Origin of the sequence: uncultured Xanthomonas sp. (assembly GCF_964278005.1) — a bacterium.
Taxonomy (GTDB): Bacteria; Pseudomonadota; Gammaproteobacteria; order Xanthomonadales; family Xanthomonadaceae; genus Xanthomonas_A; species Xanthomonas_A sontii.
Genome location: NZ_CAXYKF010000020.1, coordinates 34,478 through 47,282 on the forward strand (window position 1 = coordinate 34,478; position 12,805 = coordinate 47,282).

At 69.3% G+C, this 12,805-nt stretch carries 11 protein-coding genes; 7 read left to right on the forward strand and 4 right to left on the reverse strand.

What is annotated here, in order from left to right; translation table 11 throughout:
- Positions 1-10 precede the first annotated feature (10 nt).
- The 4 genes from ACHWVH_RS12865 to ACHWVH_RS12880 all read right to left on the reverse strand — a co-directional run bounded on the left by ACHWVH_RS12865 (position 11) and on the right by ACHWVH_RS12880 (position 5,526).
- Positions 11-1,705, reverse strand: a complete 1,695-nt coding sequence (locus ACHWVH_RS12865) for a peptidoglycan-binding protein (protein ID WP_394687314.1) — start codon at positions 1,703-1,705, stop codon at positions 11-13.
- A 51-nt stretch (positions 1,706-1,756) separates the two neighbouring features.
- On the reverse strand, positions 1,757-2,926 hold the full coding sequence (locus ACHWVH_RS12870; protein WP_394687315.1) for an XAC2610-related protein: 1,170 nt from the start codon (positions 2,924-2,926) through the stop codon (positions 1,757-1,759).
- A gap of 121 nt (positions 2,927-3,047) precedes the next feature.
- Complete coding sequence (locus tag ACHWVH_RS12875; protein ID WP_017910234.1) at positions 3,048-3,605, reverse strand: lysozyme inhibitor LprI family protein; 558 nt, start codon at positions 3,603-3,605, stop codon at positions 3,048-3,050.
- A 97-nt stretch (positions 3,606-3,702) separates the two neighbouring features.
- On the reverse strand, positions 3,703-5,526 hold the full coding sequence (locus tag ACHWVH_RS12880; protein WP_394687316.1) for a family 43 glycosylhydrolase: 1,824 nt from the start codon (positions 5,524-5,526) through the stop codon (positions 3,703-3,705).
- Positions 5,527-5,684: 158 nt separating this feature from the next.
- Here ACHWVH_RS12880 and ACHWVH_RS12885 point away from each other — a divergent pair, with 158 nt between their 5' ends.
- From ACHWVH_RS12885 to ACHWVH_RS12915, 7 genes are all read left to right on the forward strand, one after another.
- The gene (locus ACHWVH_RS12885; protein WP_394687317.1) at positions 5,685-6,593 is read left to right on the forward strand and encodes a DUF4424 family protein; all 909 of its coding nucleotides are present in this window, start codon (positions 5,685-5,687) and stop codon (positions 6,591-6,593) included.
- A gap of 160 nt (positions 6,594-6,753) precedes the next feature.
- Entirely contained in the window at positions 6,754-8,148 is a 1,395-nt protein-coding gene (locus ACHWVH_RS12890) for an MFS transporter (protein WP_394687318.1), read from the forward strand.
- A gap of 97 nt (positions 8,149-8,245) precedes the next feature.
- Positions 8,246-8,668, forward strand: a complete 423-nt coding sequence (locus ACHWVH_RS12895) for an NUDIX hydrolase (protein WP_043094046.1) — start codon at positions 8,246-8,248, stop codon at positions 8,666-8,668.
- Between the two features lie 384 nt (positions 8,669-9,052).
- The gene (locus ACHWVH_RS12900) at positions 9,053-9,868 is read left to right on the forward strand and encodes an EcsC family protein (protein ID WP_173003393.1); all 816 of its coding nucleotides are present in this window, start codon (positions 9,053-9,055) and stop codon (positions 9,866-9,868) included.
- A 104-nt stretch (positions 9,869-9,972) separates the two neighbouring features.
- Positions 9,973-10,797, forward strand: a complete 825-nt coding sequence (locus tag ACHWVH_RS12905; protein WP_043095422.1) for an NYN domain-containing protein — start codon at positions 9,973-9,975, stop codon at positions 10,795-10,797.
- A 70-nt stretch (positions 10,798-10,867) separates the two neighbouring features.
- Positions 10,868-11,470, forward strand: coding sequence for a class I SAM-dependent methyltransferase (locus ACHWVH_RS12910; protein ID WP_267117672.1), 603 nt, complete (start codon positions 10,868-10,870; stop codon positions 11,468-11,470).
- A gap of 377 nt (positions 11,471-11,847) precedes the next feature.
- Positions 11,848-12,630 carry a hypothetical protein gene (locus tag ACHWVH_RS12915; RefSeq protein ID WP_295924988.1) on the forward strand — a complete coding sequence of 261 codons (783 nt, stop codon included), beginning with the start codon at positions 11,848-11,850 and terminating at the stop codon, positions 12,628-12,630.
- Positions 12,631-12,805 lie beyond the last annotated feature (175 nt).

The window sequence follows — 12,805 nt, forward strand, 5'->3', positions numbered from 1 at the left end:
GGGTGACGTGTCAGCCCATGCCTCTGCCTTGTGCTTGACGCACCTGCGCGTCGAGCTGTTGCTCGCCGCCCAACTCGGCCTGCACGCTGGCTTGGCGTTGCTGCGATTGCGCCAGGGCACCGAAGGACACCTCCACTGGTGTCTTGATCGCCTGGTCGGTCGGCATGTGCGCGCGCAAGCTGGCGGGGTTGCGTGAATCGCCTTCGACGACGAAGACGTACTGCCCTGGTTCGGCCTGACGACCGCGTTCGCTGAGCAGCACATGATCGACCCGGGTAAGGCCGCTGCGTGTGGCGAGCTCGGTCAGGCTGGCCTTCATGCATGCGCTCGCCGTGTCGGACGCGCGGCCCAGTTGCCGGTCAAGTGCGTCCACGCCGTTGGAGCAATCCTGGTACAGCGAACTGTGCATGACCGCAGGCGTTACTGGCGTAGGTGCCTGGCCTCGCCGCTGATCGGGTGATGGCTCCTGCGTTGCAGGTGCAGATGGAGTGGCTTGCGCCGGTGCCTGCTGGCGGGTCTGGTACTCGGCCCTGGTATACGGCGGCGGTTGCGGCGGCCAATTTTCCGGACGGTCGAATTCGGTGGTCGGCGCTAGATGCTGGCTCACCGCGAACGCATTCAACTGTCGCCGCGTCTCCGTATCGGCGCGTCCGGTCTCCTGTAGCCCATTGGCTTTCTGGAATGCACGGACGCCGGCTTCGATGTGCTCGTCGTAGAGGCGGTCGCCGCCCCAGTTCGGAGGCGCATTCTGGATGTAGCCCAGGCCCTGCAACTGCCGGCGCAGTTCATAGACGGGTTCACCCTTCTCGCCTCGGCGGAGCTCCCCGTCCTTCAATGGCCCGTATAGGTCCGTCATGGTCTGGCGCTTGAATTGCGGCTGTGCCTGCAAGGTATCGGCGCGCAGTTCGGCCAGCATGGCGGCATCGACGCGGCCGGTTGGCTCTGCCACGCCTTTGCTGCGTTCGTACTGCTTGACCGCATGTTCGGTCCCAGCGCCGAAATCACCATCGGCCGAAATGGCCTTGCCCTTGCCATCGGTCATCCCCAACGCCGCCAGATACTGCTGTGCTTCGAAGACGGTTTGATTCGCATCGCCCTTGCCGACAGACACCGGCGGATTGGATGCAGCCGGCGCTTGCGCGGGCGCCACGCCTTCGCGTTGGGCGCGCTCTACCAGCGCCGGTACCGAAGCTTCCCACGTGCGCGCATAGCCGGCGATGGTTTGCACGCTTGCCGCATCACGGGGATTGATGATCGCGCGTGCGCCGGCATAATCCTGCTTGTCGGCGTTGATATGGGCGGCCAGGGTCTGTCCCGGCACGAAGTCGCCATCGCGCATGCCGGCGACGAGAATCTTCGTCGCAATGGCGGCTTCCGCAGCCCGGCCTGGCGATTGCACGAGTTCTCGGCCTAGCCCGGCCTTCTCGCCAAGCTTTTCGTACAACTCGACATGGGTGAGGTGCGCATAGCCGCGGCCGTAATAGGCTTCGCCACCGTGATAGGACAGCGTCACGGCCTGCTTTCGCCCCCAGTCCTCTTCAGGTGCCTGGAAGTCTCTGGATTCGTGCTGTGCGGTTGCCAGCACATATGCGATCTGCCGGGTGTCGGTGACACCGTGATCCAGGCAGCTGCGGACGATCAGGTCGACCGACTGTTCGCGTGTCAGCCCGAATCCTGCGTTCTGCTTGCCGTATCCGTCGCTCATGGGAAGTCCTTGTCTCTCTGGGGCGTGCGAGGGCTGCGCCGTACTGGCTGGCTACTCGCAGAAATCCAGGGTCTTGCTGGAATGCCGCGTCGGTGTCGTTCCGTGCAGTGCAAGCGTCACCATGGTGCGTTTGCATTGTCCTTCTTCGGACCACAGGTGCAGGGTCGTGCCGCTGATGCCCGAGAGTGCGAGGCCGCGTGTCGCCTGTGCGAGCTTCTCGCTCTTCAAAAAGCGCTTGGCCTTTGGATCGAATAGATAATAGGTATAGGCGGGCGCGCCGAGGCGGCCGGAAAAGTCGGTCCACAACAGCAGATCGTCGTAGCCGTCGCCATTGATGTCCGAGACGATCACGGTATAGCGCAGGCCCTCGCTCTCTTCGCCCTGTTGGGCGATGGTGCCGCGGTAGGCGGCGACATAGTCCTGTTGATCCGCTGTCTTGTTCAAAAAGACCAGCGACGGGACAGGGATGGACTGTTTACCTGTTTGACGCTGCACCACGACCGTCGCGGGCGCGCAGCGCAGGAGTAGCCCGCCGGTGTCGCGACAATGCGCGTCTGCGACCTGCAGGCTTAGATCTCCCAGGGAAAACGCGACCTGTCCCGCCGCATCCGGCAGCCCAGTCGCAGTGAACACCTTCGCCACCGAGCCTGCATCGGGCGACGGCGTGATCGGCCTGGCGGCACTGATCGACGCGACGAACTGCGGATCGTTCAGTTGGCGCAGTCGGCCGATCGTCGTGGCTAGTCTGCATTGCTTGGCATCCAGGCGCATCGCCGGGCTTGCCTGCTCTGGCAGCTTGCAGCGGTTCTGGTAGATCTGCGCGATCCACTGGCGCTGCGCGGCTTGCAACGTCGATCGCTCTTTCGCGGAGAGCAGGGCCGCCATGCGGGCGCGGTAGACCCTGTTCAACTCGCCATCCTGGTAGGCGAACTCCTCGTCCACGCAGCGTTCCCGCGCCTCCTGCTGCATCGCCTTGGAGAGACACTGCGAATATGTCGGACGCAGCGCGTCCTTCTGCAACGCCAACAACTCCGCGCCCGACGGCAAGGACGGAGCCGCCGCGACTGCGCCACTTAGCACGATCGCGGACAGGGCCCCGAGGCACCGGGTGCCGAGCCAGCGCGCGTGCGCCCATTTGAACGATGAGACAAGGCCAGGGTGCGGCAGTTGTGGCGACGTGCTCCGCTTACGAATCCGATCCCGTTGTTCCATGCCTGCCATCTCCGGCCTCCATGCAACGCCTTTGAAAGACCTCAACCGTGCGCTGCTGCCGGGGACAATCGCCCGCTCGGCACCGCAACACGCTGCCGCGTATCGTCCGACAGCTTGCCTGTCGCTGCCCTCAACGCCCGCCGCGCGTATAGCCTTCCAGTTCGTCGGCGCGGGAGCTGATCCGGCGCAGGGTGGCTTCGGCGCTTTGCAGGCCCGCCTCCTGGCCGCGTGCGCCGAACGCACGGTCGAGCTGTGCGGCCTGGTCGTTGGACTGCTGCCAGGTGGACTGCGCGTCCATCAGGCGGGACCGGTCGGTACCGCTGATGCGGTAGCGCAGCTTGTCGTAGGCGCGGTCCAGGCGCTCCTGCTGCACGCGCTGTTCGCGCTGGATGCAGCGGCGGCTCTCGTCCAGGCCCTGCGCCTGCTTGCGGCAGTCGTGGTAGGCGGCGGACAGGCCATCGCGCGGTGCAGCGGCGTCGGCGCCGGCCGGCGGCATCTGCTGCAGTTGCTGCTGCATCTGCTGGATCTGTTGGGCCTGCTGCTGCAGCAGGCGCTGCTGTTGCTGCAGTTGCGCATCGCGCGGGTCGGTCTGCTGCGCGGCGGCACTGCCGCACACGCCGGCGACCATCGCGGCGATCAGCCAGGCGCGCAGCCGGCGCTGGTGCTGGGTTCCCTGGTGCTGGTGCATCGTCCTTCTCCTTCGATCGGTAACCGATCCTGCCGCGCGCCGCATCGCCGGTGCGTGGTCGAGGTGGGGCCAAGCATACGGGAAGGCGGTGATGGCTTCATGGCACGGCGATGCGGGCGCTCAGCGGGGAGACACCGCGCTCGTCGAAGGCTTCGACGGCGAACACGTAGTCCTGGTCGCGGTTCAGCGCCCGGATCTCCAGGTCGGTGCCGCGGTCGGCGAACACCTGGTAGGTCAGGTTGAGGCGGTCGGCACGCAGGCCCCAACGCACGTTGTAGCCGACGGCGCCGGGCACCGCCTGCCAGTGCACGCGGGCATTGCGGCGGTCGGCATCGCGCTGCGCGACAACGCCGGTCGGCGCCGGCGGCGGGGCGCCGTCGGCGTTGCCGAACACGCGCAGGTCGCTGATCGCCAGGTGGGCGGCGCCGACGTGGCCGTGCACGTAGCGGATGTAGCGGGTGCGTACCGGCGCGGGCACTTGCAGGTAGGCGTTGGGCCGGTCGCGGCGGTCGGCGCCGTCGCCGACCTCGGCCAGCGGCAGCCAGTGGCGGCCGTCGCGCGAGTGCTGCAGCCGGAACGCGGTGTAGATGTCCGGCGCATCGCCGTAGCGGCCGGCACGGTAGTCGGCGAAGTTGACCTGCACCGCGCGCACGCTGCGTTCCCCGCCCAGGTCCACGGTGAGGGTCTCGCCGGGCGTGTTGCGTGCGGCCACCCAGTAGCTGCGCGGGTCCTCGTCGGTGGCGCGGTCGGCGGCGAAGCCGTCCAGGGTGGACGAGGCGGTGGCCGGCTTGCGGTAGGACAACAGCATCCAGCCGGTGAACAGTGCCTCCGGGTCGGCCACCGGGCCGTCCGGCATCCAGTGCGGGAAATCGCCGAAGCGGGTGGACACGCGCATCTGTCCGTCGGCGGCGAACGCGGCGGGGAACAGCACGATGCGCCGTTCGAAGGTCCAGTTGGCGCCGATCCAGGCGGTGCCGCTGTTCCACCAGTTGCCGTGCGCGTCCTGGAAGGTGGAGCCGTGGCCGGCGCCCTGCATGAAGCCGCCGGGCTTGTAGGCCACCGGGTTGTACGCCGCATAGACGAACGGGCCGAGCGGGTGCTCGCCGACGTACACGCCGTTGGCGTAGGCGTTGTACTCGCTGCCGGGCGCGCCGTACTGCAGGTAGTAGCGGCCGCCGGTCTTGGTCATCCACGCGCCTTCCAGGTAGCTGCCGATCGGGTTGCCGTCGGGGAAGCGGGCACCGCGGTGGTCGGGGCCGAAGCGCTCCCAGCCGTGCTGCGCCGGGTCCAGCGCGAGCAAGGGCGTCGGCACGCCGCGGAAGGCGAACCCCTGCGCGTTGCGATCCATGGCGATGCCATACAGCGGATAGCGGTCCGACGAGCCCCAGTACAGGTACCACTGGCCGTCGTCGTCGATGAACAGGTCCGGGTCCCAGGGGCCGGGCGGCACGTCGCTGAGCGGGCGGCCCTTCATCTCGGTGCCGATCGGCTGGGCGCGCGGCAGCGTGGGCAGCAGCCGGGTCAGGAAGTCGAGCTTGCCGCTGGCCGGGTCGCGGGTCTGCAGCAGCGGGCGCGGTTCGAAGGCCGACTGCATGATCACCAGGCGGTCGCCGTCGGCCACCACCGCCGGCGCGACGATGCTCTCGAACGGCCAGCGGCTGGGCGTCACGAACTGCCAGTCGAGCAGGTTGCTGGAGCGCCAGTAGCCGTCGGCCAGGGTCTGGAACAGATAGTAGGCATCGCCGAAGCGCACGAACACCGGGTCGGCGCCGGTGCGGTAGGAAATGCCTTCGTTGAGTTGCTCGAAGTTGTAGCGGTAATCCAGGTCGATCGGATTGGCATAGCTGCGCTGGCCTGGCGCCTGCGCCGCGGCCAGCCCGGCGGACGCCAGCAGGGCCAGCGTTGCGAATGCTCTGAACATGGCGATGGCCTTCCCCCCGTGGCGGCGCCGGCTACCGTAGCAAACGCAGCGGCAGGGCGCGATGCGGCAGGCCATGCCGCCGCGGTTACCATGGCGCCCGCCCGTTCCCCGCTGCCGTGCTGCGGCCGCGGCGCCTTCCCTCGCCGACCTCCGACTCCATGACCGCCAACGTCTCGCTGCGCCGCCTGCTGCCCGTGTTGTTGTCGTCCTTGCTGTTCGCGGCCGCTGCCGCCTTCGCCAACGACAGCAGCATCGGCGACGCCAATGGCTCCATCGAACTGATCCGCCAGCCGGACATCCGCATGAGCAAGGAAGACCTGTTCATCAGCGAGGAGCGGGTGCAGGTGGACTACGTGTTCACCAACACCAGCACGCGCGACCTGCTGGTGCCGATCGCCTTCCCGATGCCGCCGATGTACTTCGGCATGGCCGACCACAGCGCGCTCACCGACTTCAGGCTGTGGGTGGACGGCAAGCCGGTGCGCACCGAGCGCAAGCTGGTGGCGAAGCTGGACGGTAGCGACATCTCGCGCGCCTGGGCGGCCAGCGGCTGGACGCCGGACGACCTGGCCGAGTATGTCGAGGGCGGCACCGTCCCGGCCGGTCGCACGCCGTTGCCCGCGCGCTGGTTCGACGCCGACGGGCAGCCGCGCTTCACCCTCAGCGAGTACTTCGTCTGGCAGCAGCGCTTTCCCGCCGGCGGCACGGTGGCGATCCGCCACAGCTACGTGCCCAGCGTCGCCACCGGCGTGCCGATGCCGGCCAGCGACCTGATCGGCGAGTACGCCAAGTCCACCTGCCTGGACGCCGCCACCCAGCAGCGCCTGCGTCGCCGCGCCGGCGCAAACGGCCTGCAGTGGAGCAACCTGCGCTACGTGCTGCGCACCGGCGCCAACTGGAAGGGGCCGATCCAGGACTTCCACCTGACCCTGAAGAAGCGCGCCCCCGGCGACCTGCTTAGCCTGTGCTTCGACGGCGACCTGCAGCGCACCGATGCGCTCACTTTCGAATTTCGCCAGCGCGACTTCGTGCCCGACCGCGACCTGGACATCCTGTTCCTGCGCTGACGCGTAATCGGCGCCCGCAGCGGCCGGTCGCGTCGAAGCCGACATCCGGCTGAACGCCGATCCGGCGCGGTCGGCAGTTTCGACCCGACTCGGTGGCGCGCGCGGCGGCGGATCGGGCAGCATGCGGCGGCGCGTTTCCTTCCCCCCAGGACCCACCCGCATGCGCGATGCCGCCGTTGCCGCTTCCGATCCCGTCGCCCTGGTGGCGGCGCGCCTGGAACGCCTGCCGCCGACCCGCAGCCTGTGGCGCCTGGTCGCGCTGCTGGCGCTGGGCGGCTTCTTCGAACTGTACGACCTGTTCCAGACCGCCTACCTCAGCCCCGGCCTGCTGCGCGACGGCATCTTCGCCGAGGGCGCGGCCGGCGTGTTCGGCATCGCCGACCAGGCCGCGTTCGCCTCGGCGACGTTCCTGGGCCTGTTCCTCGGCGCGAGCCTGCTCAGCCCGCTGGTCGATCGTGTCGGGCGCCGCGCGGTGTTCTCCTTCGCGCTGCTCTGGTACTGCGTGGCCACGGTGGCGATGGGCCTGCAGCACAGCGCGCTGGGGGTGATCCTGTGGCGCGGCGTGGTCGGCATCGGCCTGGGCGTGGAACTGGTCACCATCGATACCTATCTGTCGGAAATGGTGCCGCGGCAGATGCGCGGCGCGGCGTTCGCGCTGGCGTTCTGCCTGCAGTTCCTGGCGGTGCCGGCGGTGGCGCTGAGCGCCTGGGCGCTGGTGCCGCACGCGCCGCTGGGCCTGAGCGGCTGGCGTTGGGTGGCGCTGCTCAGCGGCGGCTTCGCGCTGGCGGTGTGGTGGCTGCGCAGCCGTTTGCCGGAGTCGCCACGCTGGCTGGCCACCCAGGGCCGCCACGCCGAGGCCGACGCGGTGCTGCAGCGGCTGGAAGCGCGCTGTACCGCCGACCTGGGGCGGCCTTTGCCCGCGCCCGAGCCGGCCTCGGCGCCGGCCGCGCCGACGCCGCAACTGTCCGCGCTGTGGCAGCCCCCGTACCGGCGCCGCATGGCGATGCTGGTGAGCTTCCACATCTTCCAGGCGATCGGCTTCTTCGGTTTCGGCAACTGGTTGCCGGCGCTGCTGGCGCGGCAGGGCGCCGACAGCGTGCACGGCCTGGGCTACGCCTTCGCCATCTCGTTGGCGTATCCACTGGCGCCGCTGCTGCTGATCGGCGTTGCGCAGCGCTGGGAGAACAAGTGGCAGGTGGTGGTGTCGGCGCTGGGCGCGATGCTGTTCGGCCTGCTGTTCGCCTGGCAGAGCCAGCCGCTGCTGCTGATCGCCTGCGGCGCGGCGGTCACCTTCTGCAATGCCTGGATGAGCTTCGCCTATCACGGCTACCAGGCCGAACTGTTTCCCACCGCGCTGCGCGCCCGCGCGGTCGGCTTCTGCTACTCCTTCAGCCGCCTGTCCACGGCCGCCAGCAGCCTGCTGATCGGCGTGTTGCTGGAGCGCACCGGCCACCGCGGCGTGCTCGCCTGCATCGCCGCCAGCCTGCTGATCGCCGCCGCGGTGGTGGGCCGGTTCGGGCCGCGCACCCGCCAGCGCGCGCTGGAGCGGATCTAGGCGTGTGGGATATGTTGAGACGCGCGCGAAGTGGCCTGGCGCACATCGAGGCGTGCATCGCGTCCAGACTGGCCCTTTACCTACCGCGGAGGACGCCATGCAACCGTTCAACGGCGCCAAGCTGGCGCTGCTGTGCGACGACGCGCTGCTGGTGTACCAGCGCGATGTGAAGCCGGAGATTCCCTGGCCGGGACTCTGGGACCTGCCTGGCGGCGGCCGCGAGGACGACGAGAGCCCTGAGCGCTGCGCTCTGCGCGAACTGCAGGAGGAGTTCGGCCTAGTGCTGGAGGAAGACAGGCTGACCTGGGGCCGCTGCTATCCGTCCCTGCAGCCCGGGTCCCTGCCGAGCTGGTTGTTCGTTGGCCGCCTGAGTTGTGTCGAGATCGCCAGCATCCGCTTCGGCGATGAAGGCCGGGGGTGGCTGCTGATGCCCGTGGCCGAATTTCTCGCCCATCCCCAGGCCGTGCCCCATCTGCAGGAGCGCCTGCGCGACTACCTGGCTCAGTGCGTGCAGGGGTAGCTGGTCTGGCCGGCCAGTTGTTGCCTGCGATACGAGAAGCGGGTTTACAGCGTGCGTCGCGGGGCATGCAACCGCCGCTATGACGGCTGCCTCTGCAGCGCCGATCCTGCCACCTTGGGCCATGGCCAGTTCGGTGGACCGGCGCGATGTCGCCGGGGCCAGGGCGCCACGCTTGGCCTGGCGGTGGACCGGCCGTCCTGTCTGGCCGCGCCCGGCGCCGCGTGGGCCAGACGCAGGCGCGGTGTGCGGCAGGGGCCTGCCTCAATCCCGATCACGCGTTCCGGCCGCGCGATTCCTTAACGTCCCGCACCGGTCATCGTCCCTCGACACCATGCCGGGGCGGCCCGGTGCATGCTGTGGCCTCCCTCGCCACGAGCTTCGGCCATGACCTCGCTATTGCCCGTCCCCGTGATGGATGCCGCCGACCACCGCGACCTGGCCCAGGCGCGCGCCCTGCTGGAACACCCCGGCCTGGCGGCGAAGATCGCCAATGCGGTGGGCGCGCCGATCGAGGCGCTGATCAACAAGCGCCTGCCGAAACTGCTGTCCTCGCGCATCGATGCGGTCAGCCAGCGTGCGCTGCGGGTCGCGTTGCGCTCGGCGCTGCTGACCCTGCGTGGGCAGGCGCCGGAACGCGCACGGCCGCGCCTGCATGGCGCCGCGGTGGCGGCGACCGGTGCGGCCGGCGGCTTCTTCGGCCTGCCCGGGCTGGTGGTGGAACTGCCGCTGACCACGACCCTGATGCTGCGTTCGATCGCCGACATCGCCCGCGCCGAGGGCGAGCGCCTGGACGACCCGGCGACCGCCCTCGCGTGTCTGGAGGTGCTGGCGCATGGCGGCCGCAGCCACCGCGACGACGGCAGCGAATCGGGCTACTTCGCGGTGCGCGCGGCGATGGCGCAGCAGCTCAGCGCCGCGGCGCAGTACATCGCCGCGCACGGCCTGGGCAGCAAGGGCGCGCCGGTGCTGGTGTCGCTGCTGTCGCGCATCGCCGCCAAGTTCTCGGTCACGGTCAGCGAGAAGCTGGCGGCGCAGGCGGTACCGCTGGTCGGCGCGGCCAGCGGCGCGCTGCTCAACACGGTGTTCATCTCGCACTTCCAGGCGATGGCGCGCGGCCACTTCATCGTGCGCCGGCTGGAGCGCCGCTACGGCGAGGCGGCGGTACGCCAGGCCTACGAGGCCTTGCCGGCCGGGCGATGAGCCATGGCGGTCGCCGCGTTGCGCTGGCTGTGGGCAGCGCGCGCTGGCACAGTGGTGGCCGCCGCCACGCTTCTCCCGATCTTTCCTTGCCGCAGGTGCACGCCATGAAAACCCGCCACCGTTCCGACAGCGACGACGACCAGCCACGGCTGGCGGTGCTGATCGATGCCGACAACGCGCAGCCGTCGGTGATCGAAGGCCTGCTCGCCGAAGTCGCCAAGTACGGCCTGGCCAGCGTCAAGCGCATCTATGGCGATTTCACCAGCACGCGCATGACCCAGTGGAAGCAGGCGCTGCTGAAGCACTCGATCAGCCCGGTGCAGCAGTTCGCCTACACCAGCGGCAAGAACGCCACCGACAGCTCGCTGATCATCGATGCGATGGACCTGCTCTACACCGGCCGCTTCGACGGCTTCTGCCTGGTCTCCAGCGACAGCGACTTCACCCGCCTGGCGCAGCGCCTGCGCGAGGAAGGACCGACCGTATACGGCTTCGGCGAGCGCAAGACCCCGGATGCGTTCGTGCAGGCCTGCGACAAGTTCATCTACACCGAAGTGCTGCGCAGCGAGGCCAGCTCGGCGGAGCCGGCCAAGCCCGCCGCTGCGGCTGCCAAGCCGGCGGCCAAGGGCCGCAAGAAGCCGGCCGCGACGCCGGCCAAGCCCGAGCCCGTGCCCGCCGCCACCGAGACCAAGCAGGCGCCGCTGACCCTGCTGCGCCAGGCCATCGAGGAGGCCTCCGACGACCAGGGCTGGGCCGGGCTCGGCAGCGTCGGCAGCTATCTGAACAAGGTGCGGCCGGATTTCGATCCGCGCCTGTACGGGCACAAGAAGCTCAGCGACCTGCTGCGCCGGCTGTCGTCGCACTTCGAACTGGAGGAGCGTGGCAACGAGGGCGGCGGCAAGCGCATCTTCGTGCGCTCGCGCGGATGAGCCGTCCGCTGCCATTCGCACTGGTGCGTGCCGTCGTGGCGCGCAATGGCACACACAGGTGCACGCCACGATGAGCGATCGACCCTACGCCCCGTCCTGCGACCGCAACCGCGATCCGATCCTGCAGGTGCTGCAGCGGCAGTTCGCCGATCGTCGCCAGGTGCTGGAGATCGGTAGCGGCACCGGCCAGCACGCGGTGCATTTCGCCGCGGCGCTGCCGCAGCTGACCTGGCAATGCAGCGAGCGCGCCGAGCACCTGCCCGGCATCGCGCAGTGGCTGGAGGTGGCGGCGCTGTCGAACACGCCGCCGGCGCTGGCCCTGGACGTGCGCGAGGGGCCGTGGCCGCGCACCGGCTACGATGCGGTGTTCACTTCCAACACCTTGCACATCATGGGCTGGGACGCTGTGCAGGCGTTCTTCGCCGGCGTCGGCCAACTGCTGGCAAACAGCGCCGACGGCATGCTGGTGGTCTACGGCCCCTTCAACTACGGCGGCGCCTTCACCAGCGACAGCAATCGCGACTTCGATGCGTGGCTGAAGGCGCGCGACCCGGCCAGCGGCATCCGCGATGCCGAGGCGGTGGACGCGCTGGCGCAGGCGCAGGGACTGGCGCTGCAGGAAGACGTGGCGATGCCGGCCAACAACCGCTGCCTGGTCTGGCGGCGCGGCTGAGGCAGCAGTGCCACCCGGCGATGCCTTGGCGCCGTGCGGGAGCGCGATCGCGCAGGCGGATACGCCGTGGGCGCCCAATCTGACTGCGTCAGCCATGTCGTGACTGTGCATGCGTCAGCGACGCGGAGTGCGTGGTCGTACCGAATACGCCGACGTGCTTGATGCAGCACTGTCTTGGCCGGTTGCATGCCTGCGCTGCATGGTGGGCGACGCAGTAGGCGTTGTGTCCAGGTGACGAAGCCGCACTCTCTCCCTCATCACGGGTTCACCGCCGTGCCACGGCGGATTCACCACGCGCTTGCGACTGTGCGCCGACACCCGCCGCCGCCGAACGGGCCTGCAGCCGGTGCTTCCTTCCTTCGCCACGGAGCATACCCATGGACAACAACGACAAAGCCCGCGATCTCAATCGCGATCCGATTTCCGGCACCCCGGGTTCGCATCCGGTCGGGGTCGGCATCGGCGGCACCGCTGGCGGCGTGGCCGCGGGCGCGCTGGCCGGCACCGTGTTCGGGCCGCTCGGCACCTTGATCGGCGCGGCGGTGGGCGTGGTCGCCGGCGCAGCCGCGGGCAAGGGCGTGGCCGAGCGCATCGATCCCACCGGCGAGGACGCCTATTGGCGCGAGGAATACCGCAACCGCGACTACGCCAAGGCCGATTACGACTACGACCGCGACTACGCCGCGGCCTATGGGCTCGGCCTGCAGGCGCGCGAGCAGTATCCCTCGCGCACCTGGGACGAACACGAGCGCGAACTGTCTCACGACTGGGGCACGCGCCGCGGCGACTCGCGCCTGGAGTGGGACGAGGCGCGGCTGGCCGCGCGCGATTCCTGGGAGCGTGCCGACGCCACTTACCGCACCTACGAGGACAGCGACCGCTACTACGCCGATCGCTTCGACACCCTGGACTACCGCGAGACCGACAGCAGCTACGACGACTACCGCCCGGCCTACCGCTACGGCGTGCAGGCGCGCAGCCGCTACCGCGACCGGGTCTGGGACGACCGCCTGGACACGGACCTGGAAAGCGGCTGGGAGCGCGCCAAGGATCGCTCGCGGCTGAGCTGGGCACAGGCCAAGGCGGCCGTACGCGAGGCCTTCGATTCGGATCGCTACGATCGCCCGGGCCGCGGCAACCCGCCTGATCCGCGGGTCTGATTCGACGTTCGTTGCGTTGAATGGCACTCGGTCGAGTTGCCACCAGGCACTCGATCGAATCGCATCCTGATACGACACAGCGGCCGCTCGCCCAGGGCCGCTGTGTCGTATGCGAAGTGTACGCAAGCGACCGTGTGGGAGGGACTTCAATCCCGACGCGCAGACCCTTCCGTCA

What these genes read in the sequence shown, in the direction of transcription:
- ACHWVH_RS12875 (WP_017910234.1), bottom strand. Translation starts at nt 3,605, where the DNA reads ATGCACCAGCACCAGGGAACCCAGCACCAGCGCCGGCTGCGCGCCTGG.
- ACHWVH_RS12915 (WP_295924988.1), top strand. Translation starts at nt 11,848, where the DNA reads ATGGACAACAACGACAAAGCCCGCGATCTCAATCGCGATCCGATTTCC.
- ACHWVH_RS12865 (WP_394687314.1), bottom strand. Translation starts at nt 1,705, where the DNA reads ATGAGCGACGGATACGGCAAGCAGAACGCAGGATTCGGGCTGACACGC.
- ACHWVH_RS12910 (WP_267117672.1), top strand. Translation starts at nt 10,868, where the DNA reads ATGAGCGATCGACCCTACGCCCCGTCCTGCGACCGCAACCGCGATCCG.
- ACHWVH_RS12885 (WP_394687317.1), top strand. Translation starts at nt 5,685, where the DNA reads ATGACCGCCAACGTCTCGCTGCGCCGCCTGCTGCCCGTGTTGTTGTCG.
- ACHWVH_RS12900 (WP_173003393.1), top strand. Translation starts at nt 9,053, where the DNA reads ATGACCTCGCTATTGCCCGTCCCCGTGATGGATGCCGCCGACCACCGC.
- ACHWVH_RS12905 (WP_043095422.1), top strand. Translation starts at nt 9,973, where the DNA reads ATGAAAACCCGCCACCGTTCCGACAGCGACGACGACCAGCCACGGCTG.
- ACHWVH_RS12895 (WP_043094046.1), top strand. Translation starts at nt 8,246, where the DNA reads ATGCAACCGTTCAACGGCGCCAAGCTGGCGCTGCTGTGCGACGACGCG.
- ACHWVH_RS12870 (WP_394687315.1), bottom strand. Translation starts at nt 2,926, where the DNA reads ATGGCAGGCATGGAACAACGGGATCGGATTCGTAAGCGGAGCACGTCG.
- ACHWVH_RS12890 (WP_394687318.1), top strand. Translation starts at nt 6,754, where the DNA reads ATGCGCGATGCCGCCGTTGCCGCTTCCGATCCCGTCGCCCTGGTGGCG.
- ACHWVH_RS12880 (WP_394687316.1), bottom strand. Translation starts at nt 5,526, where the DNA reads ATGTTCAGAGCATTCGCAACGCTGGCCCTGCTGGCGTCCGCCGGGCTG.